This is a genomic window from Streptomyces sp. NBC_00322, assembly GCF_036147535.1.
In the GTDB taxonomy this organism is placed as follows: domain Bacteria; phylum Actinomycetota; class Actinomycetes; order Streptomycetales; family Streptomycetaceae; genus Streptomyces.
The window spans coordinates 5,803,677-5,829,348 of sequence record NZ_CP108019.1; the positions used below are offsets into that span (position 1 = coordinate 5,803,677).

The 25,672-nt window shown below is 68.9% G+C and carries 21 protein-coding genes and 2 tRNA genes; 19 read left to right on the plus strand and 4 right to left on the minus strand.

The window, feature by feature from the left end; genetic code table 11:
• Positions 1–13: 13 nt before the first annotated feature.
• Positions 14–1,243 (minus strand): GNAT family N-acetyltransferase, encoded by a 1,230-nt coding sequence (locus OG905_RS26555; RefSeq protein ID WP_328677824.1) that lies wholly within the window; start codon positions 1,241–1,243, stop codon positions 14–16.
• Between the two features lie 106 nt (positions 1,244–1,349).
• On the opposite strand from OG905_RS26555, the gene OG905_RS26560 reads away from it, so the two are divergent.
• From OG905_RS26560 to OG905_RS26570, 3 genes are all read left to right on the plus strand, one after another.
• Positions 1,350–2,495, plus strand: a complete 1,146-nt coding sequence (locus OG905_RS26560; protein WP_328677825.1) for a PP2C family protein-serine/threonine phosphatase — start codon at positions 1,350–1,352, stop codon at positions 2,493–2,495.
• A 262-nt stretch (positions 2,496–2,757) separates the two neighbouring features.
• Entirely contained in the window at positions 2,758–3,954 is a 1,197-nt protein-coding gene (locus OG905_RS26565; protein WP_328677826.1) for an amidase, read from the plus strand.
• A 62-nt stretch (positions 3,955–4,016) separates the two neighbouring features.
• Positions 4,017–4,475 (plus strand): HD domain-containing protein, encoded by a 459-nt coding sequence (locus OG905_RS26570; RefSeq protein WP_328677827.1) that lies wholly within the window; start codon positions 4,017–4,019, stop codon positions 4,473–4,475.
• Between the two features lie 70 nt (positions 4,476–4,545).
• Here the strand turns inward: OG905_RS26570 and OG905_RS26575 are convergent, their stop codons facing one another.
• Positions 4,546–5,700: an acyltransferase family protein gene (locus OG905_RS26575; RefSeq protein WP_328677828.1), complete on the minus strand. Its 1,155-nt coding sequence runs from the start codon at positions 5,698–5,700 to the stop codon at positions 4,546–4,548.
• 423 nt (positions 5,701–6,123) lie between these two features.
• Here OG905_RS26575 and OG905_RS26580 point away from each other — a divergent pair, with 423 nt between their 5' ends.
• The gene (locus OG905_RS26580) at positions 6,124–6,318 is read left to right on the plus strand and encodes a hypothetical protein (RefSeq protein WP_266476365.1); all 195 of its coding nucleotides are present in this window, start codon (positions 6,124–6,126) and stop codon (positions 6,316–6,318) included.
• Between the two features lie 118 nt (positions 6,319–6,436).
• Here the strand turns inward: OG905_RS26580 and OG905_RS26585 are convergent.
• Positions 6,437–6,507: transfer RNA gene (locus tag OG905_RS26585), tRNA-Gly, on the minus strand.
• Positions 6,508–6,660: 153 nt separating this feature from the next.
• On the opposite strand from OG905_RS26585, the gene OG905_RS26590 reads away from it, so the two are divergent.
• From OG905_RS26590 to clpX, 5 genes are all read left to right on the plus strand, one after another.
• Positions 6,661–6,737, plus strand: a tRNA-Pro gene (locus OG905_RS26590).
• Between the two features lie 199 nt (positions 6,738–6,936).
• Positions 6,937–8,334: a trigger factor gene (gene tig, locus OG905_RS26595; protein WP_328677829.1), complete on the plus strand. Its 1,398-nt coding sequence runs from the start codon at positions 6,937–6,939 to the stop codon at positions 8,332–8,334.
• A 231-nt stretch (positions 8,335–8,565) separates the two neighbouring features.
• Positions 8,566–9,183, plus strand: a complete 618-nt coding sequence (locus OG905_RS26600) for an ATP-dependent Clp protease proteolytic subunit (protein ID WP_328677830.1) — start codon at positions 8,566–8,568, stop codon at positions 9,181–9,183.
• Positions 9,184–9,224: 41 nt separating this feature from the next.
• Entirely contained in the window at positions 9,225–9,899 is a 675-nt protein-coding gene (locus OG905_RS26605; protein WP_313904719.1) for an ATP-dependent Clp protease proteolytic subunit, read from the plus strand.
• A 145-nt stretch (positions 9,900–10,044) separates the two neighbouring features.
• Positions 10,045–11,337, plus strand: coding sequence for an ATP-dependent Clp protease ATP-binding subunit ClpX (gene clpX, locus OG905_RS26610; protein WP_328677831.1), 1,293 nt, complete (start codon positions 10,045–10,047; stop codon positions 11,335–11,337).
• Between the two features lie 66 nt (positions 11,338–11,403).
• On the opposite strand, the gene OG905_RS26615 is transcribed toward clpX, so the two are convergent.
• The gene (locus OG905_RS26615) at positions 11,404–12,357 is read right to left on the minus strand and encodes a hypothetical protein (RefSeq protein WP_328677832.1); all 954 of its coding nucleotides are present in this window, start codon (positions 12,355–12,357) and stop codon (positions 11,404–11,406) included.
• A 136-nt stretch (positions 12,358–12,493) separates the two neighbouring features.
• Here OG905_RS26615 and OG905_RS26620 point away from each other — a divergent pair, with 136 nt between their 5' ends.
• The 10 genes from OG905_RS26620 to OG905_RS26665 all read left to right on the plus strand — a co-directional run bounded on the left by OG905_RS26620 (position 12,494) and on the right by OG905_RS26665 (position 25,635).
• Positions 12,494–15,139 carry a valine--tRNA ligase gene (locus tag OG905_RS26620; RefSeq protein ID WP_328677833.1) on the plus strand — a complete coding sequence of 882 codons (2,646 nt, stop codon included), beginning with the start codon at positions 12,494–12,496 and terminating at the stop codon, positions 15,137–15,139.
• 147 nt (positions 15,140–15,286) lie between these two features.
• On the plus strand, positions 15,287–16,777 hold the full coding sequence (gene folC / locus OG905_RS26625) for a bifunctional tetrahydrofolate synthase/dihydrofolate synthase (protein WP_328677834.1): 1,491 nt from the start codon (positions 15,287–15,289) through the stop codon (positions 16,775–16,777).
• A 6-nt stretch (positions 16,778–16,783) separates the two neighbouring features.
• Positions 16,784–17,137, plus strand: coding sequence for a DUF4233 domain-containing protein (locus OG905_RS26630; RefSeq protein ID WP_328677835.1), 354 nt, complete (start codon positions 16,784–16,786; stop codon positions 17,135–17,137).
• Positions 17,138–17,201: 64 nt separating this feature from the next.
• On the plus strand, positions 17,202–17,615 hold the full coding sequence (gene ndk / locus OG905_RS26635; RefSeq protein ID WP_266476387.1) for a nucleoside-diphosphate kinase: 414 nt from the start codon (positions 17,202–17,204) through the stop codon (positions 17,613–17,615).
• Positions 17,616–17,870: 255 nt separating this feature from the next.
• A complete protein-coding gene (locus OG905_RS26640; RefSeq protein ID WP_142218247.1) occupies positions 17,871–18,890 on the plus strand; it encodes a rod shape-determining protein in 1,020 nt (339 codons plus the stop codon).
• Positions 18,891–19,025: 135 nt separating this feature from the next.
• Positions 19,026–19,979, plus strand: coding sequence for a rod shape-determining protein MreC (gene mreC / locus OG905_RS26645; protein ID WP_266476390.1), 954 nt, complete (start codon positions 19,026–19,028; stop codon positions 19,977–19,979).
• Between the two features lie 13 nt (positions 19,980–19,992).
• Positions 19,993–20,661 carry a rod shape-determining protein MreD gene (mreD, locus tag OG905_RS26650; RefSeq protein ID WP_328677836.1) on the plus strand — a complete coding sequence of 223 codons (669 nt, stop codon included), beginning with the start codon at positions 19,993–19,995 and terminating at the stop codon, positions 20,659–20,661.
• 16 nt (positions 20,662–20,677) lie between these two features.
• Positions 20,678–22,843: a penicillin-binding protein 2 gene (mrdA, locus tag OG905_RS26655; RefSeq protein ID WP_328677837.1), complete on the plus strand. Its 2,166-nt coding sequence runs from the start codon at positions 20,678–20,680 to the stop codon at positions 22,841–22,843.
• 3 nt (positions 22,844–22,846) lie between these two features.
• The gene (rodA, locus tag OG905_RS26660) at positions 22,847–24,049 is read left to right on the plus strand and encodes a rod shape-determining protein RodA (protein ID WP_328677838.1); all 1,203 of its coding nucleotides are present in this window, start codon (positions 22,847–22,849) and stop codon (positions 24,047–24,049) included.
• A 50-nt stretch (positions 24,050–24,099) separates the two neighbouring features.
• A complete protein-coding gene (locus tag OG905_RS26665; protein ID WP_328677839.1) occupies positions 24,100–25,635 on the plus strand; it encodes a CYTH and CHAD domain-containing protein in 1,536 nt (511 codons plus the stop codon).
• The last annotated feature ends 37 nt before the right edge of the window (positions 25,636–25,672 follow it).

Here is a 25,672-nt window from a genome sequence, read left to right on the forward strand (position 1 = left end):
CCGCGCGTGAGTACTAGAAGCCGTGCGGCAGCCAGGGCGCGACGTCCGAGGCGAAGGCCATCGACGCCTCGGCCAGCGCCCCCTGCCGCAGCTCCCGCACCCTCCCCGCCCCCGCCAGCGCGGCCAGCGACACCCCGCCCAGATAGGCCGCGCCCAACTCCCGTACGGACAGCGCCAGATCCGCGTGGTCCTCGGTCCGCTTGCAGGACGCGCCCTTGTGGTCGCCGGTCAGCCGCCAACGCCCCGTGTTCCAGGGGCAGAAGGCGTCGTCGACGTCGAAGACGACATCCACCGGCGTCTGGTACGTACGCGCCTCCAGGGCTGCGCCCAGCTCCACGAGCCGTACGAACATGCCGTCCCGCACTCGCACTTCGCACCGCCGGATGTCATTGACGAGATGCAGCAGCGGATCGTCCACCGGCCGGTTGCGCGCCACGACCTGCACCGTCAGGTCGATGTCGAAGAGGAAGCGCCACAGCACGGCGTACGTCACCGGGTCGAGCGCCTCGATGTGCCGCAGTGTGATGCTGCCTTTGGGGCCGCGCGCATCCCAGTCCGGCTTGGTGTGGAAGCGCACGAAACCGACGATCTCGCCCTCCCGCTCGGCGACCACGCACTGCATCGGCGAGGCGCCGTGCCGCTCGGATTCGGGGTCGAGCAGCGGCAGCCGCTCCCAGCCGGGCCTGCGGGCGAGCATGCCGGGCCGTGAGCCGATGGTGCGGACGTACACCGCCTCGCATTCCCGCGCGACGTCCGCGACGTCCGCGAAGCGCAGCCGGACCGCGTCCGCGCCCTCGGGGAGGGCGATGTGTCCCCGGACGGTGTCGATCGTCAGGGAGATCTGCTGGGTCCCGAGGCCGTAGCCGAATCGTCCATAGATCTCCGGTTCTGACGCCGTGAGTACGGCGATCGGCTCGCCCCAGCCGCGTACGTCGTCGAGCTGGCGGCGCATCATCGAGGTGAGCACCCCGCGGCGGCGGTGTGTCGCGGTCACGCTGACCATCGTCACGCCCGCGGCGGGCACCATCGCGCCGCCCGGCACCGAGACCCCGAACGTGAACGCCCCGGCCGTCCCGACACACTCGTCGCCGTCCCAGGCGCCGATGGAGCGCTCGTGCTCGGTCAGCGAATGGTAAAGCTCGCGCTCCTCAGGGGCCTCCGGTACACCGCCGAACGCGCGCTCCAACTTGCCGTACCAGAGGTCCCATTCGGTACGGCGCAGTACGCGAAGTTCGATCGTCATATGCCATGCCTACCAGGGCGACGGCGCCGGGGCGACCCGATTTCGAACGCATTGTCACCGGGGTCCCCCTGCACGGATGGCGAGCGGGTGGATAGGGTCCACGGCAATGGCCCGCGGCTCTGCAGCAGACTCGTTCACGGCCCGGTTGCGGAAAGCCGTGCACCGGGGACGAATCGCGCTGCGCAAATCCGGGGTCGACTACTTCCGCGGCGACGGCTCCGACTGGATCGCGCTCGTCGGGCTGCTGCTGACGATCCCGGCCTTCACCTGGGGCACGGTCGTGATGCCCGTCTGGGTCTCCCCGGCTGCCCTCGTCCTGCCGATCGTGGCGGGCGGTCTGCTGCTGCGTCCGGCGAGCCTGCTGGGTCTGTACGCGGCGGCAGCGGCGGCGCTGATCGTCGAGTCGGTCGTGCTCGGCCCGTACGCCGAGGGCCCGGCGCGCGTCACCCCGGGAACGGTTCTCGCCGTCGCGGCCTGCGGCTTGTTCGGACTGCTGATAGCCCAGTTCAGAGCCCGGGTCGGAGTGCCCTGGCGGCGCGGCGGGACGATGCTCTTCGACCTGCGCGAACGCATCCGGGTGCAGAGCGCCCTGCCCCGGCTCCCCAAGGGCTGGCACCGCGAGATGTCGCTCCGCCCGGCCGGCGGTCAGTCCTTCTCCGGCGACTTCGTGGTCGCGGCCCGTACGAACGGCGGCCGCACCCTGGAAGTCATCCTCACCGACGTCTCGGGCAAGGGCATGGACGCGGCCTCGCGGGCGCTGCTGCTGTCCGGCGCGTTCGGGGGGCTGCTCGGCTCGCTGCCGCCGCACGGTTTCCTGCCCGCGGCCAACGGCTATCTGCTCCGCCAGGACTGGGACGAGGGCTTCGCGACCTCCATCCATCTCGTCCTGGACCTGGACTCCGGAGACTACGAACTGTTCTCGGCGGGCCATCTGCCCGCGCTCCAGCTGCACGCGGGCAGCGGCCGCTGGGAGGAGAAGGGCGCCGAAGGCCCGCTCCTGGGGGTGTACGACGGGGCACAGTTCGACCCGGTCAAGGGCTCCCTGCGCGCCGGCGACGTACTGATGCTCTTCACCGACGGCCTGGTGGAGGCGTCGGGCCGTGACATCAGCGAGGGCATAGACCGCCTCACCGGTGAGGCCGACCGCTATGTCGCCTCGGGGTTCGAGGGCGCGGCCTGGCATCTGATCGAGGCCGTCGCGAAGGACGTCAACGACGACCGGGCGCTGCTGCTGCTCTGCCGCGAGGCCTAGGCCGTGTCTGACAAATCTCGCCTGGCGCGCGACGCCCGGCACGCACACTCGCTGCGTTGTCGGAGTCATCCAAGTACGTCCAGTACGAGGATGGTCCTCCGCCTTGCGATTGCACGCACCGGACGCCGCGCACCCCGCCCTGCGGGCGGACGGCGCTATTTGTCAGACACGGCCTAGTGCCCCCGGCGGGTGTTTCGTCCTTAATCGCCGGACGGGGGCCTGAGATGCTCGAACGCCCACGACGGCGTCCCGAGGAGACCTGATGGCGACGACAGACACCGCGGTCTGGCGCGAGCGGGGCAACCCGCTGGTCGCCGGGTCCGGCAGCGGCCCGCTGCACGGCGTACGGCTGGCGGTCAAGGACGTGCACGCCGTCGCCGGCCACCGGCTCGGCGCCGGCAATCCGGCCTGGCTCGCCGAGGCCGAACCCCAGAGAGCGCACTCGTGGGCCGTGGGCACCCTGTTGGCGGCTGGAGCCGACGTGACCGGCATCGCGCAGACCGACGAGTTCGCCTACAGCCTCAACGGGACGAACGCGCACTACGGCACCCCGCCCAACCCGGCGGCACCCGGCCGCGTCCCCGGCGGCTCCTCCGGCGGACCGGCCGCCGCGGTCGCCCTCGGCCAGGCCGACGCCGGGCTCGGCAGCGACACCGCCGGATCGATCCGGGTGCCCGCCTCGTACTGCGGGCTCCACGGGCTGCGGCCCACCCACGGCGCTGTCCCCGCCACCGGAATGCTGCCGCTGGCCCCCTCGTTCGACACGGTCGCCTGGCTCGCGAGGGACGCGCGCACGCTGGCACGGCTGGGCGACGTACTGCTGCCATCAGGGGGCGCCGTGGGCCAACGCCCTTTCCGTACCGCCCTGGTGGCGAGGGACCTCGTCGCGCTCGCCGACGCGGGAGTGCGTGAGGCCTTCGGCCCGGCAGCGGCGGGACTGGCCGAGCGGCTCGGCCTGAAGACGGAGGAAGTCCCGTCCCTGGGAGGCGATCCGGCCGAGCGGGCGGTGGCCTTCGCGACGGCTCAGGCGGCGGAGGTGTGGGAGTGCGACGGGGCCTGGGTGAGCGCCCATCCCGGGACGCTCGGGCCCGGAGTCGAGGCCCGGTTCGCCCGCGCCGCCGCGGTCACTCCCGAGGAGCGGGTCGCCGCGGAGGAGGTAGTCCACCAAAGCGCCCGCGAGCTGCTCGCGGCTCTGCCGGACGACGCGGTACTGCTCCTGCCCGCGGCGAGCGGACCGGCCCCGCTGCCCGACGAGGACAGCGCGCGCAAGGCAGCCACCCGGCAGGGGACGTTCCGCCTCACCTGCCTGGCGAGCGGCGCGGGCCTGCCGTGCCTCGTGCTTCCGCGGATGTCGGTGGACGGACTGCCGGTGGGTCTTGCGGTGATCGCCGGCCGCGGGAGTGACCGCGCGCTGCTCGACCTGGGTGTGCGCAGCGCCGGACCGGGCTTCCGCCCCTGACGCGCGGCCCCCGGGGCCCAACTGCCCGGCAGGGCGCGGCCGTGCGCCCGTACAGTCGTCCCATGCCGTATCTCACGCTCACCGAGATCGAGGCCGTCGCCCGCGAGGCCCACGCCGCCCAGACGGACAAGGCGGGACGCCCGTACGCCGAGCATCTCGCCGCCGTCGCGGAAGGGGTGCGGGGCCGCGGCGGGAGCGAGGAGCAGATCGCCGCGGGATGGCTGCACGACGCCGTCGAGGACGACGCGCTGTCCCGGGAGTGGCTGGACGAGGCCGCGCTGCCGCAGACGGTCAAGGACATGGTCCTCGCCCTCACCAAGCGCAAGGGCGAGGATCTGGAGGATTACACGAGGCGCATTCTGGCCACGCCGGGCGCGCGCCTCGTCAAGGAGGCCGACCTCGCGCACAACGCCGATCCGGCGCGGCTCGCGGTCCTCGACGAGGCGACGCGGACGCGGCTCACGGCGAAGTACGCGAAGGTACGCGGCCTGCTGGGTCTGCCGGACGGTGACCTGGCCTGACGACCGTACGGGCCGACCGGACCCAGGTACGGACCCACGTGCCCGGTCCCGCCCGGCACCATCTCGCGGCTCAGCGCCGCGGCCCCAGTTCCGCCGCGTCCCGCCGGAACGCCCACGTCATCTCCGGCTCGGTCACGAACCGCAGTGCCCTGCGCGCCGGCGGCGTGCACAGCAGCGTCACGGCCGCCGCCGCGACCAGCGTCAGCACGATCTCGCCGCTCGGGTCGCTCAGCCACGCGTATGTCTCGAAGACATGTCCGTAGTCCGCGGCCTTGATCAGCAGGCCGTGCCCCAGATAACCGCAGATCGTCCCGGCGCCGAGCACCGTGAACCAGGTCCTGCGGCCCGGCACCCAGGCCAGGAACCCGGCCGTGAGCAGCGCCGCGCAGCCGAAGAACGCAAGTGTCATCACGACACCCACCCACCACGGCTCACCCAGTTCCTGGGCGCTGCTGGAGCGGTAGAGCCAGCTGAAGTTCATCCGGGGAGAGGCCCAGTACGCGAACGCGCCCGCGCCCGCGAAGAGCGGCAGCGCGAGCAGCCGCACCTCCCGGCGCCGCACCAGCTGGAAGTGCTCGGGCTTGAGTGACAGACCCAGCACGAAGAACGGCAGAAACTGCAGTACGCGCTGGAGATTGAGATCCGCGCCGATGTTCGGCGTCAGCGCGGCGAGCGAGGCCAGGGCGAGCGCGACCGGCACCGGCCACCGGATCAGCCGCCACAGCGGGGCGGTCAGCCGCCAGATGAACAGGGCCGCCAGGAACCAGGTCAGATAGAAGGGGTCGAGCAGGCTGATCGGCTGCTCGGGGGCGTGCTGCGCCCACCGCCTGAACAGGGAGTACACGACCTCGAAGACGACGTACGGCACGGCGATCCCGGTCAGCAGCCGTCTGAGCTGGTCGGGCCTGCCGGTGTAACTCCGGGAGAAATAGCCGGAGATGAGGATGAAGGCCGGCATGTGGAAGGTATAGACGAGCAGGTAGAGCGCCCGGGAGGCACGGCTGCCGTCCATCACCGGCTCCCATGCGTGCGCGATCGCGACGAGCACGATGGCCAGATACTTCGCGTTGTCGAAGTAGGCGTCTCGACTGGTGGACTTCGCCGGTGCCTTCTCGGCCGCGGCGGCAACTGCCGGTGCGGCCGACTCCTGTGTTGTAGGGACGGGCTCCGACTCCCGGGCCTGGGGGAGCGGGGCCCTGCTGAATCCATTCGGAGCGTGGAACATCTGAGGCACCCTAGCCTCGCCGATTCGATTTCGTAAAACCCTCTGTGCATGTCTCCCATTCGAATCTGAAACGGCCACCAACCGCCCGCTATGCCCCAATTAATCCCCCTTAAATGGTGCATAGCGGCACGCTCTTGTGCGTGCGTGAATTTCCTCACCGGACGCCTTCGAATTTCGCGTGACCGACGCGTGAGGGCATGGAAACGATCAGGCCGAATTCCTTGTGGTATTTCACCCGGCCGGACCAGTCTCCGCACGCGTACAGGCGCACGCGTGCGCGCGGATGGCGTGATCCCGTCGGCGATGATTCGTCAGCAGGGAGCATGTATGGGGCTGTTGGTGGCACGATGGTCAATGGCGGGGGTGTGCTGGGCCGCACGCTCCCGGGCCGGCAAGGCGGACCGACCGAGGGTGTGATCAGTTGTGGCCATTTCACTGTCTGTGGTGCTGCTGTTGGCGATCATCCTCGTGGTGCTGATCCGCGGCGGCTCTATCAAGGCCGGACCCGCCATCGTCGCGGTGCTGTTCGGCTTCTTCCTCGCCTCGACGGGCATGGCGCCGTCGATCAACAAATTCCTCGACTCGATAGCCGACACCATCAATCAGATCAGCTTCTGAATCGGCGATCCGAATAGCGTCCGACCTGGCACCGCCCGGCGGTCCGTCGGCCCTGCGCCGAGAACGACTCAGGCCCGGTCCTGGTGATCAACCACCGGGCCGGGCCTGAGACATGAAGAGCGGGCGACGGGAATCGAACCCGCGTAGCTAGTTTGGAAGACTAGTGCTCTACCATTGAGCTACGCCCGCACGCATCGCACCGCAGGTCACGAGGGCCGCGGTACGAAGAGCATCGTAGCGGGTCCGGGGCCGCTGCCGCACACCCCATTCCACCGTGCGCCGCCTCCCGAAGAATGCGGCAGCCGCATGGCCTGCGGGCATGTACCCTACGTGTCGCACCGACGGGGTGTGGCGCAGCTTGGTAGCGCGTCCGCTTTGGGAGCGGAAGGTCGTCGGTTCGAATCCGGCCACCCCGACCATCATCACGATCGTTCTTCAAGATCACATTGTGGGGCTCATCCTGCTTGCGGCTACTATGCAAGCTGCGTGCCCGTGTGTCCGACGAGTCCGACGAAAAGCCGGCGAGTCTGACGGAGAGACCGGGCCGAATCCGCTGAGCCGCCTCCAGTGCGGCGGACGCAGCAGAACCCCAGAATCAGCCACCAAGGAGACCGAACCGTGAAGAGCGCCGTGGAGACCCTGAACCCGACCCGGGTTCGGCTCACTGTCGAGGTGCCCTTCGAGGAGCTCAAGGACAGCCTCGACGCGGCGTACAAGAAGATCAACCAGCAGGTCACGGTCAAGGGCTTCCGCAAGGGCAAGATCCCGGCCCGAGTGATCGACCAGCGGTTCGGCCGTGGTGCGGTGCTGGAGGAGGCCGTCAACGACGCCCTCCCGAAGTTCTACACCGAGGCCGTCAACGAGGCCTCGGTCAACCCGCTCGGCCAGCCCGAGGTCGACATCACCGAGCTGAAGGACGGCGAGCTGCTGGCCTTCACCGCCGAGGTCGACATCCGCCCGGCCATCGAGATCCCGGACTACTCCGGCATCGAGGTCACCGTCGACGCCGTCGAGGTCACCGACGAGGACGTCGAGAAGTCCGTGGAGCAGCTGCGCGAGCGCTTCGCCTCCACCAACCCGGTCGAGCGCGCCGCCGCCGAGGGCGACGTCGTGACGATCGACCTCGAGGCCAAGGTCGACGGCGAGGTCCTGGAGGACGGCGTCGCGGCCGGCGTGCAGTACACCATCGGCTCCGGCGAGCTCCTCGACGGCATCGACGAGGCCGTCACCGGCCTGGAGGCCGACGGCGAGGCCACCTTCTCCTCGCAGCTGAAGGGCGGCTCCGCCGAGGGCAAGGACGCGGAGGTCACCGTCAAGGTCACCGCCGTCGCCGCCCGCGAGCTCCCCGAGCTCGACGACGACTTCGCGCAGATGGCGAGCGAGTTCGACACCCTCGAGGAGCTGAAGGCGGACAGCCGCAAGCGCCTGGAGAACATGAAGCAGTACGACCAGGCCACCCAGGCCCAGGAGCGCGTCCTCGACGAGCTGCTGAAGCTGGCCGAGGTGCCGATCCCCGAGAAGCTTCTCGAGGACGAGGTCAAGACCCGCAAGCACAACCTGGAGCACCACCAGCTCGGCCAGATGGGCATCGACCTCGCCAAGTACCTGGAGATCCAGGGCAAGACCGAGGAAGAGTTCGACGCCGAGACGTCCGAGCAGGCGATCAAGGGCATCAAGACCCAGTTCATCCTCGACGAGCTGGTCAACAAGGAGAAGCTGAACGTCAACCAGGAGGAGCTCACCGAGCACCTCATGCGGCGTGCGGCCTCCTCCGGCATGAGCCCCGACCAGTTCGCCCAGGCGGTCGTCGAGGGCGGCCAGGTGCCGATGCTCGTGGGCGAGGTCGCCCGCGGCAAGGCGCTCGCCGTGGTCGTCGAGGCCGCCAAGGTCACCGACACCAACGGTGAGGTCGTCGACCTCGAGGACGAGGACGAGACCGAGGTCGCCGCGGAGACGGTCGAGGCCGTCGTCGAGGGTGACGAGGCCGAGGAGACCACGGAGAAGACCGAGGCCTGAGCCTCGCGCTGAACCACTGATTTCGGGCCCCGGACGCAACCGCGCCGGGGCCCGACTCGTACTGCCGCGCGCCCCCGTCCACCTTGCGCTCCGAGCGAACAGTTGGGGAACCGGGATGGCGCCCGCCGACCAGCGCGTTAGGGTCCATGAATACGAGGGCAGGTCAGTCCCCGCCCCCAGTACGAAAGATGCTGAGACGGCCGCAGCCGTCAGAGACGAGCAGGTGGATACGTGACGAATCTGAAGCCTTACGCCGCGGGTGAGCCGTCCATCGGTGGCGGCCTCGGCGACCATGTCTACAACCGGCTGCTCGGCGAGCGCATCATCTTCCTCGGCCAGCAGGTCGACGACGAGATCGCCAACAAGATCACGGCGCAGATGCTGCTCCTGGCCGCCGAGCCGGACAAGGACATCTACCTCTACATCAACAGCCCCGGCGGCTCGGTGACGGCCGGCATGGCGATCTACGACACCATGCAGTACATCCCGAACGACGTGGTCACGATCGGTATGGGTATGGCGGCCTCGATGGGCCAGTTCCTGCTCACCGGCGGCTCCGCGGGCAAGCGCTTCGCGCTCCCGAACACCGACATTCTGATGCACCAGGGATCGGCCGGCATCGGCGGCACCGCCTCGGACATCAAGATCCAGGCCGAGTATCTGCTTCGCACGAAGAAGCGCATGGCGGAGATCACCGCCCTCCACTCCGGCCAGACCGTCGAGACGATCATCCGCGACGGTGACCGCGACCGCTGGTACACCGCGGAAGAGGCCAAGGAGTACGGCCTCATCGACGAGATCATCTCCGCCGCATCGGGCGTTCCGGGCGGCGGCGGCACCGGCGCCTGAGCCGCCCTGCCCCCAGCCCCCGCCCGTAGAACGCCACCAGGATGGTGAACACCCACATGAGTAACTTCTCCGCGAGCGGCCTCTACACCGGCCCGCAGGTGGACAACCGCTACGTCGTCCCGCGCTTCGTCGAGCGCACCTCCCAGGGTGTGCGCGAGTACGACCCGTACGCGAAGCTCTTCGAGGAGCGCGTCATCTTCCTCGGCGTGCAGATCGACGACGCCTCCGCCAACGACGTCATGGCGCAGCTGCTGTGCCTGGAGTCGATGGACCCGGACCGCGACATCTCCATCTACATCAACAGCCCCGGCGGCTCGTTCACGGCCCTCACAGCCATCTACGACACGATGCAGTTCGTGAAGCCGGACATCCAGACGGTCTGCATGGGCCAGGCGGCCTCCGCCGCGGCCGTGCTGCTCGCCGCCGGTACCCCCGGCAAGCGGATGGCCCTGCCCAACGCCCGCATCCTGATCCACCAGCCGTCCTCGCAGACCGGCCGTGAGCAGCTCTCCGACCTGGAGATCGCGGCCAACGAAATCCTGCGGATGCGTACGCAGCTGGAGGAGATGCTGGCCAAGCACTCCACCACGCCGATCGAGAAGATCCGTGACGACATCGAGCGCGACAAGATCCTGACCGCCGAGGACGCGCTTGCGTACGGCCTCGTCGACCAGATCGTCTCGACCCGTAAGAGCACGGCCGCAGCGGCCGCCTGACCGGTCCGGTGCCCTTGGCGCGGAGCACAAGCATGTGAACCGCGCCAAGGGGGGCCCGAACGGGGGGCCCGGCAAGGTACCGTCGGATATGAGGCACCAGGAGTCGGCTGAACCAAGCTGCTCCCAGGCGAAGGGGAAGCACCTCGTGGCACGCATCGGTGATGGCGGCGACCTGCTCAAGTGCTCGTTCTGCGGAAAGAGCCAGAAGCAGGTGAAGAAGCTCATCGCAGGCCCGGGTGTGTACATCTGCGACGAGTGCATCGACCTCTGCAACGAGATCATCGAGGAGGAGCTCGCCGAGACCTCCGAGGTGCGGTGGGAGGAACTGCCCAAGCCGCGCGAGATCTACGAGTTCCTCGAGGGGTACGTCGTCGGGCAGGAGCCCGCGAAGAAGGCCCTCTCGGTAGCGGTCTACAACCACTACAAGCGCGTCCAGGCCGGCGAGAACGGCGGGGGCACGGGCCGGGACGACGCGATCGAACTGGCCAAGTCGAACATCCTGCTGCTGGGCCCCACCGGGTCCGGCAAGACTCTTCTCGCCCAAACCCTGGCCCGGATGCTCAACGTCCCGTTCGCCATCGCCGACGCGACGGCGCTGACGGAGGCCGGCTATGTCGGCGAGGACGTCGAGAACATCCTGCTGAAGCTGATCCAGGCGGCCGACTACGACGTCAAGAAGGCCGAGACCGGGATCATCTACATCGACGAGATCGACAAGGTCGCCCGTAAGAGTGAAAACCCGTCGATCACCCGTGACGTGTCGGGCGAAGGCGTCCAGCAGGCCCTGCTGAAGATCCTCGAAGGCACGACGGCCTCGGTCCCGCCCCAGGGCGGACGGAAGCACCCGCACCAGGAGTTCATCCAGATCGACACGACGAACGTGCTGTTCATCGTGGGCGGTGCCTTCGCGGGCCTGGAGAAGATCATCGAGTCGCGGGCGGGCGCGAAGGGCATCGGCTTCGGCGCGACGATCCGCTCGAAGCGCGAGATCGAGGCGAGCGACCAGTTCCAGGAGGTCATGCCGGAGGACCTGGTGAAGTTCGGGATGATCCCGGAGTTCATCGGCCGCCTCCCGGTCATCACCTCGGTCCACAACCTGGACCGCGAGGCCCTGCTGAAGATCCTGGTCGAGCCGCGCAACGCACTGGTGAAGCAGTACCAGCGCCTGTTCGAACTGGACGGCGTGGAGCTGGACTTCGACCTCCCGGCCCTGGAGGCGATCGCAGACCAGGCGATCCTGCGCGGCACGGGCGCGCGTGGCCTCCGGGCCATCATGGAAGAGGTCCTGATGTCGGTGATGTACGAGGTCCCCTCCCGCAAGGACGTCGCGCGGGTGGTCATCACGGCGGACGTGGTGCACAACAACGTGAACCCGACGCTGGTGCCGCGGGAGCCGAGGATCGTGAAGAACGACGGGCGGCACGAGAAGTCCGCGTAGCTTTTTGCACGTACGCGAAAAGGGGCGCCCGGCCAGTCAACTGGCCGGGCGCCCCTTCGTGTTGGATCAGACCTTCTGGCGGCCCGTCTTGTACAGCTCGGCGGCGAGCTTCGCGACCTCGTCCTGCGACGTCCCCGCCGGCTTGGAGAGGTCCACGACGTTCACGACACCGTAGGTGCTGTAGTCGGCCCAGATGCAGGTCGGAATGACAATCTCCTTTGGCATCCCGGGCGTCGAGTCCGACGAGTCCTTGCTCGTGTTCGAGAGCTTCAGGTTCTGGCACTTCATCAGCGCGCCTTCGAAGCCGTCAGGCTTGAACTCCTGCGGGCTGCCGACGAGCTCGATGTTGACCTTGTCGCTCTTGTCGTCGTTCTTCGTAGCGTCCTTGAACGAAGCGTCGAGCACCTTCGCGGGGTCCGCGATCTCGCCCCATACTCCCTGGAAGCTCAGCGACTTGCCCGCGAGTGGATTGCTCTTGTCAGCACCCGCCTGATACTGAGTCACCACCTGCTTCGGGTTCTTGACGCTGAGGGCTTCGGCCTTCTTCTTCTGCTCGGCGGACATGGGCGTCGACTGGTCGCCCCGCTGGCCCTTCTTGAAGTCGCTGACCGTCGCCGGGGGAACGATCTTGTAGCCCTTCGTGTCGGCCGAGACATCCCCGTTCCCGCTGCTCCCGCCCAGCAGGAAGTACGCGCCGCCGGCGATCACCGCGAGCGCCACGACCGAGGCCGCCACGATCAGGCCCGTCTTCTTCTTCGGGGCAGCCGGCGGGGGCGGGACCTGGCCGCCGCCGTAGGGCTGGCCGTACTGGGGCTGCTGGCCGTACGGGCCCGGCTGCTGGGGCTGGCCCCACTGGCCCGGCTGCTGAGGCTGCTGCGGCGGGACGCCGGGAGGGGCCTGCTGGGGGTAGCCGTAGCCGGGCTGCGGGGCCTGCGGCTGCTGGCCGTAGGGACCCGGCTGACCGTACGGTCCGGGCTGCTGAGGCTGTCCGCCGTACGGGCCCGGCTGGTTGTAGCTCATTACTGGGTTCCCCTCCAGATACTTATGTGGTTCGAACATCCTGGCCCAAGCGCCAACGCCTTGGGGCGGCAGGGGTCACACCGTTACCGAAGAATCCCGTTTCAGTACGGCCCTGTGACACCCCTAAACTGAGTCCGTGACCGAGAACACTCAGCAGCAGCCAGCCAGCAACCCCGAACTGCCGACCCAGTACGCGCCGGCCGAAGTAGAGGGGAAGCTGTACGAGCGCTGGGTTGAGCGTGGTTACTTCGAGGCGGACGCGAAGAGCGAGAAGCCCGCGTACACCATCGTCATCCCGCCGCCCAACGTCACCGGCTCCCTGCACCTGGGCCACGCCTTCGAGCACACGCTGATCGACGCCCTCACCCGCCGCAAGCGGATGCAGGGATACGAGACGCTGTGGCAGCCCGGCATGGACCACGCCGGTATCGCGACCCAGAACGTCGTGGAGCGCGAGCTGGCCAAGGAGGGCAAGTCCCGCCACGACCTCGGCCGCGAGGCCTTCGTCGAGCGGGTCTGGCAGTGGAAGGCGGAGTCCGGCGGGCAGATCTCCGGCCAGATGCGCCGCCTCGGCGACGGTGTCGACTGGAGCCGCGAGCGCTTCACCATGGACGAGGGCCTCTCCCAGGCCGTCCAGACGATCTTCAAGAGGCTCTACGACGACGAACTGATCTACCGCGCCGAGCGCATCATCAACTGGTGCCCGCGCTGCCTGACCGCCATCTCCGACATCGAGGTGGAGTACCAGGACGACGAGGGTGAGCTGGTCTCGATCCGCTACGGCGAAGGCGACGCGTCGATCGTCGTCGCGACGACTCGTGCCGAGACGATGCTCGGTGACACCGCTGTCGCCGTCCACCCCGACGACGAGCGCTACGCCCACCTCGTCGGCACGGAGATCGAACTGCCGCTCACCGGCCGCCGGATTCCGGTCGTCGCCGACGAGCACGTCGATCCCGAGTTCGGCACGGGCGCCGTCAAGGTCACCCCGGCCCACGACCCGAACGACTTCGAGATCGGCCAGCGCCACGGCCTGCCGAATCTCGCGATCATGGACGAGCACGCGGTCATCACCGTGCACGGCCCGTTCCAGGGTCTCGACCGTCTGGAGGCCCGTTCCGCGATCGTCGGCGCGCTGCGCGCCGAGGGCCGGATCGTCGCCGAGAAGCGTCCGTACACCCACTCCGTCGGCCACTGCTCGCGCTGCAAGACGACGATCGAGCCGCGGCTGTCCATGCAGTGGTGGGTCAAGGTCGGCCCGCTCGCCAAGGCCGCTGGTGACGCGGTCCGCGACGGCAAGGTCAAGATCCACCCGCAGGAGATGGAGAAGCGGTACTTCGACTGGGTCGACAACCTCCACGACTGGTGCATCTCGCGCCAGCTGTGGTGGGGCCACCGCATCCCGGTCTGGTACGGACCGAACGGCGAGATCGTCTGCGTCGGACCGGACGAGCAGCCTCCCCCAGCTACCGCTGGGGGGACCCCCACGGGCGAGGGCTGGACCCAGGACACCGATGTCCTGGACACCTGGTTCTCCTCCGGCCTGTGGCCCTTCTCCACCCTCGGCTGGCCCGAACAGACCGAGAGCCTGGAGAAGTTCTATCCGAACTCCGTCCTGGTCACCGGTTACGACATCCTGTTCTTCTGGGTTGCCCGGATGATGATGTTCGGCCTGTACGCGATGGACGGCACCCCGCCGTTCCACACCATCGCCCTGCACGGCATGGTCCGCGACCAGTTCGGCAAGAAGATGTCGAAGTCCTTCGGCAACGCGGTCAACCCGCTGGACTGGATGGACACTTACGGCTCCGACGCGGTCCGCTTCACGCTGGCCAACGGTGCCAACCCGGGTGTGGACGTCCCGATCGGCGAGGACTGGGTCAAGGCGTCGCGCAACTTCGCCAACAAGATCTGGAACGCGACCCGCTTCGCGCTCATGAACGGCGCGACGGTGGAGGGCGAACTGCCGCCCGCAGAGCAGCAGTCGGCGGCCGACCGGTGGATCCTCTCCCGGCTCAACGCGGTGGTCGCCGAGGTCGACGCGTACTACGACGACTACCAGTTCGCGAAGCTCGCCGACGCCCTCTACCACTTCGCGTGGGACGAGGTCTTCGACTGGTACGTCGAGCTGTCGAAGACGACGTACTTCGCGGGCGGCGAGCAGGCGCGCGTCTCCGGCCGCGTCCTGGGCGAGGTCCTCGACGTCACGCTGCGACTCCTGCACCCCATCGTCCCGTTCGTCACCGAGACGCTGTGGACCACGCTCACCGGCAAGGAGTCGCTCGTCATCGCCGACTGGCCGAGTGACAGCGGCTTCCGCGACAAGGCCGCCGAGCGGGAGATCGAACTGGTCCAGCGCGTCGTCACCGAGGTCCGCCGGTTCCGGTCCGACCAGGGGCTGCAGCCCGGACAGAAGGTTCCGGCCCGGCTCAGCCTGGACGGCACCGCGCTGGCGCCGCACGAGGCCGCCATCCGGCAGCTGCTGCGGCTGCAGCCGGAGGGTGAGGGCTTCAGTGCCACGGCGACCCTCCCGGTCGCGGGGGCCACGGTCGCGCTCGACCTGTCCGGCACGATCGACGTCGGCGCCGAGCGCAAGCGGCTCGCGAAGGACCTGGCCGCGGCCGAGAAGGAGAAGGCCCAGGCGCTGGGGAAGCTCGGCAACGAGGCGTTCCTCGCCAAGGCCCCGGACAACGTGGTCGACAAGATCCGTACGCGCCTGGCCAAGGCCGAGGAGGACATCGCGCGGATCACGGCCCAGCTGGACCGGCTGCCGCAGGCGTAGTCACGACGTACGAGAGGCCCCGGGGGAGCACCCCGGGGCCTCTCGCGCGGTCAAGCCCCGCTGCCCCGCTACTGCTCGCGGGGCACGCAGACCACCCGAAAGGGGCGGGGCGAACGTCCTGTCACTGCTCCTCCGTAGACTGGCCCCGTGAGCAAGCAGCCCGACCCCTTCGACGAGATCGTCGACGCCGAGACAGACCGTGACCCCGACCTGGCGGTGATCGAGGCCGGCAGCCGTACCCTGCGCGCGCAGGCCGGATCGCTCCAGGGTGACCCCGTGCCCGCCCGGCCCGCAGACCCGGAGGTGGACAAGGCGCTGCGCGCGGTCGAGGCGGACCTGGCGACGCGCTGGGGCGAGACGAAGCTGGAGCCGTCGGTCGCCCGTATCTCGGCCCTGATGGACGTGCTGGGCGAGCCCCAGCGCGCGTACCCCTCGATCCACATCACGGGGACGAACGGCAAGACGTCCACGGCCCGCATGATCGAGTCACTGCTCGGCGCCTTCGATCTGCGCACCGGCCGGTACACCTCGCCGCACGTCCAGTCGGTCACCGAGCGGATCAGCCTGGACGGCGCCGCGATCGACGCCGAGCGCTTCATCGAGACGTACAACGACATCAAGCCGTACATCGAGATGGTCGACTCCCAGCAGGAGTTCCGGCTGTCCTTCTTCGAGGTGCTGACCGGCATGGCGTACGCCGCCTTCGCCGACGCGCCCGTGGATGTGGCCGTCGTCGAGGTCGGCATGGGCGGCAGCTGGGACGCGACGAACGTCATCGACGGGTCCGTCGCCGTCATCACCCCCATCGATCTGGACCACACCGACCGCCTCGGCGAGACGCCCGCCGAGATCGCCGTCGAGAAGGCCGGTGTCATCAAGCCGGGTGCGACGGTCATCCTGGCGCAGCAGCCGGTGGACGCCGCGCAGGTGATGCTGAAAAAGGCCGTCGAGGTCGACGCCACGGTCGCTCGCGAGGGCATGGAGTTCGGCGTGGTCGCCCGCGAAGTCGCGGTCGGCGGCCAGCTGGTGACGCTGCGCGGACTCGGCGGGGAGTACGAAGAGATCTTCCTCCCGCTGTACGGGGCTCATCAGGCGCACAACGCGGCGGTGGCGCTCGCCGCGGTCGAGGCCTTCTTCGGCATCGGCTCCGAGCAGGCCCGCACGCTCGACATGGACACCATCCGCAAGGCGTTCGCCTCGGTGGCCTCTCCGGGCCGCCTGGAGGTCGTGCGCCGCAGCCCGACGGTCGTGCTGGACGCCGCGCACAACCCGGCGGGCGCCCGCGCGGCCGCCGACGGGATCACCGAGTCGTTCGGCTTCTCCCGCCTCATCGGTGTGGTGGGCGCGAGCGGCGACAAGGACGTCCGGGGCTTCCTGGAGGCCTTCGAGCCGATCTTCGCCGAGGTGGTGATCACCCAGAACTCGAGCCATCGGTCGATGGACGCCGACGAGCTGGCGGCGGTCGCCGTCGAGGTCTTCGGCGACGAGCGGGTGGTGGTCGAGCCGCGTCTCGACGACGCGCTGGAGGCGGCGATCACGCTCGCCGAGGAGGAGTCCGAATTCGCGGGCGCTGGCGTCCTGGTGACCGGTTCCGTGATCACGGTCGGCGAGGCCCGGCTGCTGCTGGGGAAGGGCTGACATCCGATGCGTACGCTCTGTGCTTCCACCCTGATCGGCGAGTTCTTCGTGATCGGCTTCGCCGGTCTCGTCGCCATGAAGTCCGACGAACTTTCCATGACCACCGTCTGGACCGTGTGCGGCATCGGGATGCTGATCTCGGTCCTGCTCTGCGGGATGATCGGCCGCCCCGGCGGAGTGCAGCTCGGCTGGGCACTGCAGATCGCGCTGATCGCCAGCGGCTTCGTGGTGCCGACGATGTTCTTCCTCGGCGCGATCTTCGCGGGCCTGTGGTGGGCCTCGGTCCACTACGGCCGCAAGATCGACGAGGCGAAGGCGAGATGGGCCGCGCAGGCCCCCTCAGAGCCTGACGCTGCGTAATCGGCGTACCGTCCTGCCCTGTAGCCTCTGAACTCCCCAATCCGCATATGAAGGAGCCCGCACCGTGAGCCAGCGCACGCTCGTCCTGCTCAAGCCCGACGCCGTACGCCGCGGCCTGATCGGCGAGATCATCGGCCGTATCGAGGCCAAGGACGGCTGGACCATCAGCGCGCTGGAGCTGCGCACCCTCGACCGGGAGATCCTGGAGCTGCACTACGCCGAGCACGTCGGCCGGCCGTTCTACGAGCCGCTCGTCGAGTTCATGCAGTCCGGCCCGGTCGTCGTGCTCGTCGTCGAGGGCGAGCGGGTGATCGAGGGCCTGCGCGCCCTAGCGGGGCCGACCGACCCGATCGCCGCCGCGCCCGGCTCCATCCGTGGGGACTTCGGCACTATCGTGCGGGAGAATCTCATCCACGCCTCGGACTCCGAGGAGTCCGCCATTCGAGAACTCAAGATTTTCTTCCCCGGGCTTTCCTGATTGGCCGTCAGCCATACAGAGCTCTCCACCTGGGGCGACCGAAGGAATTTCGGTCGCCCTTCGGTGTACATGAGCGCTTTGCGGGAACGCATCGCTCCGACACCTCGTCACCACATATAGAGGTGGACTCACCGCGCGGTGTCCGTGCAGGCGGCACTACGATGAAACCTCCACGCCACAGCACCCACCTCGCCATCCTAAAAAGCCATCAACGCTCGATTTGGGAAGGCCAGACGCATCCTCATGGGGAACAACATGTCGTTCATCGGCCGTGACATGGCTGTCGACCTCGGGACCGCCAACACGCTGGTGTACGTCAGGGGCCGGGGGATCGTCCTCAACGAGCCGTCCGTCGTCGCCATCAACACCAACACGGGCGGCATTCTCGCGGTCGGCGCCGAGGCGAAGAAGATGATCGGCCGGACACCGGGCAACATTGTTGCCGTCCGGCCGCTGAAGGACGGCGTCATCGCCGACTTCGAGATCACCGAACGGATGCTCCGCTACTTCATCCTGAAGATCCACAAGCGCCGGTACCTCGCCCGGCCGCGCGTCGTCGTCTGTGTGCCCTCCGGCATCACCGGCGTCGAGCGCCGCGCGGTCATCGAGGCGTCGACGCAGGCGGGCGCCCGGCAGGTGCACATCATCGAGGAGCCCATGGCCGCGGCCATCGGCTCCGGACTCCCGGTCCATGAAGCCACCGGCAACATGGTCGTCGACATCGGTGGCGGGACCACCGAAGTCGCCGTCATCTCACTCGGCGGAATCGTCACGGCACAGTCCATCCGCGTGGCCGGCGACGAGCTGGACAACGCGATCATCCAGCACATCAAGAAGGAGTACTCGCTCCTGCTCGGCGAACGGACCGCCGAGAACATCAAGATCACCATCGGTTCCGCCTACGACATGGACAAGGACGAGCACACCGAGATCCGCGGCCGGGACCTCGTCTCCGGTCTGCCGAAGACCGTCGTCATCTCGGCCGCCGAAGTCCGCAAGGCGATCGAGGAACCCGTCAACGCGATCGTCGACGCCGTCAAGACCACCCTCGACAAGTGCCCGCCGGAGCTCTCCGGCGATGTCATGGACCGCGGCATCGTCCTCACCGGCGGTGGCGCCCTGCTGCGCGGCCTGGACGAGCGGCTGCGCCGCGAGACCGGAATGCCCATCCATATCGCCGAGGATCCGCTGGACTCCGTTGCCCTTGGATCCGGTAAGTGCGTCGAGGAGTTCGAGGCACTTCAGCAGGTGCTGGACGCCCAGCCCCGCCGCTAGCGGCATCGACGGATCTTCCCCCCACGCCCTGGCGGGCGTGGGGGGACCCCCATACGGGTGCGCTGCCAACCCGTGCGGCGGGTCGTTGATATACAGACATCACCATTCCTACGAGGAAGGCACGGCCGCCGCACTGTGAGGGACACACGAGAGAGCCGGCTGCTCCTGGTGCTGCTGATCGCCATCGCGTTCGCTTTGATCACGGTGGATATCCGCGGGGGCGAGGAGTCACCGGTCGACGGCGCCCGGCAGGCCGCCGCCACGGTCTTCGGACCGGTCGAGAACGGCGTCGCGGCAGCGGTCGACCCGATCGGCAACGCGATCGGAGCGGTGCGGGACTCCGGTCAGCGCCACGACCGCATCACCCAACTGGAGCACGAGAACGCCGCGCTGAAGCAGAGACTCGGCAGCGACGACCGCAACCGCAGCCGGGTGCGCGAGCTCGACAAGATGCTCAAGAAGGCCGGCGCGGGACAGTACGGCATCAAGGGCGCCGAGGTCATCGCCATAGGAGCGGCCCAGGGCTTCTCCTGGACGGTGACCATCGACGTCGGCTCCAGCGACGGCATCCAGCGGGACATGACCGTCCTGAACGGCGACGGACTCGTCGGACGCGTCACCACGGTCGGCCCGAACACCGCGACCGTACTGCTCGCCAACGACCCGGACTTCACGGTCGGGACACGTATGGAGAAGACCGACGAACTGGGCTTCGCCACCGGTCAGGGCGACCGTCCGCTCTCCGTGCAGCTGCTCAACGGCAAGGCCAAGGTCAAGAAGGGCGACCGCCTGGTCACCTTCGGCTCGCAGGCCGACAAGCCGTTCGTGCCGGGTGTCCCGGTCGGGGAGGTCGTCCGTGTCGACCCCTCCGGCGGCGACCTCACCCGCACCATCTACGTCCGGCCGTTCGTCGGCTTCACCAAGCTCGACATCGTCGGCGTCGTCGTCCAGGCACCCCGGTCCGATCCGCGCGACGCGGTCCTGCCGCCCAAGCCGGCGGCCCCGAAGCCCACACCGACGGTCACGGTGACGGTCACCCCGTCACCCGGCGGCGATGTGAACGCGACCGGCCAGAACGACGAGCAGTAGGAGCTGATCCGTCATGCGTTTCAACCGGATGCTGCTCTCCACGACACTCGTCGTGGTCGCCCTCGTCATCCAGGTCTCCGTCCTCGCCCGCCTCCAGCTCCCCGGCGCCGTCCCCGACCTGCTGCTGCTCGTCGTCCTCGGACTCGCCTTCGTCTACGGGCACATGGCCGGGGCCTTCATCGGCTTCGGCGCGGGCCTGCTCGCCGACCTCGCTCCGCCCGCCGACCACGCCGCGGGACGCTACGCACTCGTGCTCTGCGTCATCGGCTACCTCGCGGGCCTGGTGCGCCCCGACAACGGCCAGCTCAAGTCGGCCACCGGACCGATGCTCGTCGTCGTCGCGGCCGCCATCGGCTCGACGCTGCTGTACGCGGGGGTCGGCGCCCTCGTCGGCGACACCGCGGCCCGCCATGTGGGCCTGGGCAGCCTGCTGTTCACGGCCGCCGTCTACGACCTGCTGCTCGCGCCCTTCACCGTGCCGCTGATCATGGCCCTCGCCAGACGCGCCGAGAACGATCCGCTCTCCGAGAGCCAGAGCAGCGGCGGCGGCGACATCGCCTCCCGCTGGCTCTCCTCCGGCACCGGTCTGCGGATCGGCACCCAGCGCGGCGGACTGCGGGTGAAGGCGGCCAGGACGCGGGCGGCACGGGCCGGCCGCATCAAGGGAGTCAAGCGACTGTGATCGAGGGGGCAGCAGCGTGAGCAACATTCCGGAGACCGGGCGGACCCCCCGGGTCCAGATCCGGCTCGTGATCATCCAGGTCCTTGTCTTCTCCCTCCTCCTGACCCTCGGCGGACGCCTCTGGTACCTCCAGATCCGCAACGGCGAGGAGTACACCGACGAGGCGAAGAACAACCACGTCCAGCAGGTCGTCCAGCCCGCCGTCCGCGGCGCGATCCTCGATGCCCGCGGCATCCCGCTCGCCGACAACGAGACCCGCCTCGTGGTCTCCGCCTCCCGCACCGAGCTGATGAAGATGAAGGACGACGGCAAGGGCGTTCTCACCCGTCTCGCGGCCGTCCTCGGCATGAAGCCGAAGGACGTCATGGACAAGGTCAGGCTCTGCGACGCCAAGACCCCCCAGCCCTGCTGGAACGGCTCCCCCTACCAGCCGATCCCGGTCACCGACGAGGCCACCACCCAGCAGGCCCTGCAGATCCGTGAGCGAGCCGAGGATTTCCCCGGCATCACCGCCGAGCCCACCGCCGTACGCCGCTACACCGCGCCCGGCAAGACCAACACCGCGCAGGTGCTCGGCTACCTCTCGCCGGTCACCGACGAGGAGATCACCAAAGCCAAGGACACCGACTCGCCGTTCCTGCGCTCCGACCAGGTCGGCCGCTCGGGCATCGAGCGCACCTACGACAAGGAGCTGCGCGGCAAGGCCGGAGTCACCCGCTACGAGGTCGACAACCTCGGCCGCGTCATCGGCCAGGCCGCCAAGGACGATGCCCAGCCCGGCGCCAACCTCGTCACCTCGATCGACGCGCGCGTCCAGGCCGTCGCGGAGTTCGAGCTCAACAAGGCGATGAAGACCGCCCGCCAGGAGTTCGACAAGAACACCGACGAGAACTACAAGGCCGACGCCGGTGCCGTCGTGGTGATGGAGAACAAGACCGGCCGGATCATCTCGATGGCCTCCCAGCCCACCTACGACCCCAACTCCTGGGTCGGCGGCATCTCCGCCAAGGACTACGCCAAGCTCACCGGCAAGGACTCCAACTACCCGCTGCTGAACCGCGCGATCCAGGGGCAGGCCGCCCCCGGCTCGATCTTCAAGGTGATCTCCTCGACCGCCGCGGTCAACGCCGGGTACCCCTTCGACGGCGACTACCCCTGCCCCTCCTCGTACTCCGTCGGCGGCCAGGTCTTCAAGAACTTCGAGTCCAAGGGCTACGGCAGCATCAGCCTCGGCAGGGCCCTCGAGGTCTCCTGCGACACCGTCTTCTACGGCCTCGCCCACCGCGAGTGGCAGAAGGACGGCGGCACCAAGCCCAAGAAGCACACCAACGACTGGTTCTACAAGACCGCCCACCAGTTCGGCCTCGGCAAGGAGACCGGCATCGACCTCCCCAACGAGGTCAGCGGCCGTGTCCCCGACCGCCAGTGGAAGCAGCGCTTCTGGGAGGCCAACAAGGACGGCTGGTGCAAGCAGGGCAAGAAGAACGGCTCCTACGTCGAGAAGATCGCCTACGAGAACTGCCTCGAAGGCAACCGGATGCGGGCGGGTGACTCCGTCAACTACTCCATCGGACAGGGCGACACACTGGTCACCCCGATCCAGATGGCCACGATCTACTCCGCCATCGCCAACGGCGGCACCCTCTTCAACCCCACCATCGGCAAGGCCGTCATCAGCCCGGACGGCAAGTCCGTCAAGGAGATCAGGCCGACGTCCCACGGCAAGCTGCCGATGGACGCCGACACCCGCGAACAGATAGACCAAGCCCTCGCGGGAGTCACGACCCGCGGATCGGCCGCCTGGCGATTCGGCGGCTGGCCGCAGGACAAGATCCCGATGCACGCCAAGACGGGTACGGCGGAGGTCTACGGCAAGCAGACGACCTCCTGGTTCGTCTCGTACACCCCGGACTACACGATCATCATGACGATCGCCCAGGGTGGTACGGGCTCCGGCGCCTCGGGTCCTGCCGTGCGCAAGATCTACGAGGCGATGTACGGACTCGACGAGAAGGGCGGCCAGGACCTGAAGAGGGCCCTGCTGCCCGCGCCGCAGAAGGCGCTCCCGAAGATCCAGCCCGACGGCTCCATCGACGCCCCGGAGATCAAGCCGTACCAGCCGGTCGAAGAGAAACCGGACGAAACCCAGCAGCTCGCGGGCCCGCCCGCGCGGAGGGACTGAGGCATGGCCGGTACGAACGGCTTCTCCGTCTCCGGATACGGGCCCCGGCGCGGCGGCCTGTGGTCCCAGCTGAGCGCCCGTGACTCCATGGTGCGCAGGCTCGACTGGCCGCTGCTCTTCTCGGCGATCGCGCTCTCCTTCGTCGGCTCGCTGCTCGTGTGGTCGGCGACGCGCGGGCGCACCCAGCTCAACCAGGGCGACCCGTACTACTTCCTCTTCCGGCACGCCCTCAACACCGGTATCGGCTTCGCGCTGATGATCGGCACGATCTGGCTCGGGCACCGCACCCTGCGCGGCGCCGTCCCGGTGCTGTACGGGCTGTCCGTGGTGCTCGTCCTGCTGGTGCTCACGCCGCTCGGCGCGACCATCAACGGCGCACACGCCTGGATCGTGATCGGTGGCGGATTCTCCCTCCAGCCCTCGGAGTTCGTGAAGATCACGATCATTCTCGGGATGGCGATGATGCTGGCCGCGCGCGTGGACGCGGGCGACCTGGCGCATCCGGACCACCGGACGGTCGCCAAGTCGCTGGGCCTCGCGGTCCTTCCGATGGCGATCGTCATGCTGATGCCGGACCTCGGCTCGGTCATGGTGATGGCGGTGATCGTGCTCGGGGTGCTGCTCGCCTCCGGCGCGTCCAACCGCTGGATCCTCGGGCTGATCGGCGCCGGCGTCATCGGCGCGGTGCTGGTCACGGCCCTCGGACTGCTCGACGAGTACCAGATCAACCGCTTCGCCGCGTTCGCCAACCCGGAGCTGGACCCGGCCGGTGTCGGCTACAACACCAACCAGGCCAGGATCGCGATCGGATCGGGAGGGCTGACCGGCACGGGCCTGTTCAAGGGCTCGCAGACCACCGGCCAGTTCGTGCCCGAACAGCAGACGGACTTCGTCTTCACCGTCGCGGGCGAGGAACTCGGCTTCCTCGGTGCGGGTCTGATCCTGCTGCTGCTCGGCATCGTGCTGTGGCGCGCCTGCCGGATCGCGCGCGAGACGACCGAGCTGTACGGCACGATCGTCGCCGCCGGGATCATCGCCTGGTTCGCGTTCCAGGCGTTCGAGAACATCGGCATGACGCTCGGCATCATGCCGGTGGCGGGTCTGCCGCTGCCGTTCGTGTCGTACGGAGGCACGTCGATGTTCGCGGTCTGGATCGCGATCGGTCTGCTGCAGTCGATCCGCGTTCAGAGGCCGATAACGGCGTAGATGAACAAATGGGGCTGCCGCGAAGTCCTTTTGGCAACTAGATTCAGTTCATGGCGGATACGAAGCGCGAGATCGAGCGGAAGTACGAAGCCTCTCCCGAGACCCGGCTGCCGGATCCCGGCCGGGTGCCCGGGGTCGATGCGGTCGTCGACAAGGGCGTCGTCGAGCTCGACGCGGTCTACTACGACACCGCCGACCTGCGGCTCGCCGCCGCCTCGATCACCCTGCGGCGCAGAACGGGCGGCAGCGACGCGGGCTGGCACCTCAAGCTTCCCGTCGCACCAGGGGTACGGGACGAGATCGCCGCGCCCCTGTCCGACACGGTCCCGCGCAACCTGGCGAGCCTGTCCCGGGTCCGCACCCGGGACGCCGAACTCGTGCCCGTCGTACGGCTGCGGTCCTCCCGGGACATCCGCCACCTTCTGGACTCCGAAGGCACGCTGCTCGCCGAGCTGAGCCGGGACGCGGTTCGTGCGGAACGCCTCACCGAGGGCGGCGGCACGGCCGCCTGGGACGAGATCGAGGTCGAGCTCGCGGACGGCGGTGATCCGTCCTTCCTGGACGCGGTCGACAAGAAGTTCCGCAAGGCAGGGCTGAAGCCCGCCGCCTCGCCGTCGAAGCTGGCGAGGGCGCTGGCGGAGACCGCCCCCCGGGGCAAGCGCGCCCCGAAGCAGCCGACGCCGCCCGCCGTGCTCGACCCGGGGACCGCCGGCGGCCAAGTCCTCGCCTATCTGCGGGAACAGGCCGCCGCGCTGCTCGCCTACGACCCTGCCGTACGCCGCGATCTGCCCGACGCCGTCCACCAGATGCGGGTCGCCACCCGGAGGATGCGCAGCGCGTTCAAGACGTTCGGCAAGGTCGTCGACCGGACCGTCACCGACCCGATCGGCGAGGAGCTCAAGTGGCTCGCGGCCGAGCTCGGTGTCGCCCGCGACCAGGAGGTGCTCACCGAGCGGCTGAAGTCGAGGATCGACGCCCTGCCCAGGACGCTGCTGCTCGGCCCGGTGCGCGGGCGGCTGCGGCTGTGGAGCGTCGCCCACGGCTCGGGCGCCCGGCGCAAGGCCGTCGCCGTGCTCGACAGCAAGCGCTACCTCGCGCTGCTGGAGTCCCTGGACACCCTGCTCGCCGACCCACCGCTGCTCAAGGCGGCGGGCGGCGCCGCCGCCAGGGTGGTCCCCGCGGCCGTGATCAAGGACTACGACCGGCTGGCCGGCCGGGTCGACCACGCCCTGGAGCTCCCGGCCGGCGAGGCCAGGGACCTGGCCATGCACGACGCCCGCAAAGCCGCCAAGCGGGCCAGGTATGCGGGCGAGGCGGCGACGCCCGCGCTCGGCAAGGCGGCCAAGAAGTTCGCCAAGCGGATGAAGGCCGTACAGACGGTCCTCGGCGATCACCAGGACAGCGTCGTCGCCCGCGAAGCCCTGCGGAATCTCGCGATCCAGTCGCACGCGGCGGGGGAGTCCGCCTTCACCTGGGGACTGATGTACGGCCAGGAGGAGGCGGCCGCGGCGCAGCGCGAGGCGGAGCTGCCGGGGGTGTGGGCGCACGCGTCGGCCCCGGAACTTCGGGCGGATCTGACCGGATGAGCGCCAAGGTAGGCTTGATGGTCACCCCAGCCCGCCT

Excerpts from the sequence above, each read along its gene's own strand:
- OG905_RS26665 (WP_328677839.1), top strand. The coding sequence starts at position 24,100 with ATGGCGGATACGAAGCGCGAGATCGAGCGGAAGTACGAAGCCTCTCCC.
- OG905_RS26640 (WP_142218247.1), top strand. The coding sequence starts at position 17,871 with ATGTCGTTCATCGGCCGTGACATGGCTGTCGACCTCGGGACCGCCAAC.
- OG905_RS26555 (WP_328677824.1), bottom strand. The coding sequence starts at position 1,243 with ATGACGATCGAACTTCGCGTACTGCGCCGTACCGAATGGGACCTCTGG.
- OG905_RS26560 (WP_328677825.1), top strand. The coding sequence starts at position 1,350 with ATGGCCCGCGGCTCTGCAGCAGACTCGTTCACGGCCCGGTTGCGGAAA.
- OG905_RS26615 (WP_328677832.1), bottom strand. The coding sequence starts at position 12,357 with ATGAGCTACAACCAGCCGGGCCCGTACGGCGGACAGCCTCAGCAGCCC.
- OG905_RS26565 (WP_328677826.1), top strand. The coding sequence starts at position 2,758 with ATGGCGACGACAGACACCGCGGTCTGGCGCGAGCGGGGCAACCCGCTG.
- mreD (WP_328677836.1), top strand. The coding sequence starts at position 19,993 with ATGCGTTTCAACCGGATGCTGCTCTCCACGACACTCGTCGTGGTCGCC.
- OG905_RS26605 (WP_313904719.1), top strand. The coding sequence starts at position 9,225 with ATGGTGAACACCCACATGAGTAACTTCTCCGCGAGCGGCCTCTACACC.
- OG905_RS26575 (WP_328677828.1), bottom strand. The coding sequence starts at position 5,700 with ATGTTCCACGCTCCGAATGGATTCAGCAGGGCCCCGCTCCCCCAGGCC.
- rodA (WP_328677838.1), top strand. The coding sequence starts at position 22,847 with ATGGCCGGTACGAACGGCTTCTCCGTCTCCGGATACGGGCCCCGGCGC.
- OG905_RS26570 (WP_328677827.1), top strand. The coding sequence starts at position 4,017 with ATGCCGTATCTCACGCTCACCGAGATCGAGGCCGTCGCCCGCGAGGCC.
- OG905_RS26630 (WP_328677835.1), top strand. The coding sequence starts at position 16,784 with ATGCGTACGCTCTGTGCTTCCACCCTGATCGGCGAGTTCTTCGTGATC.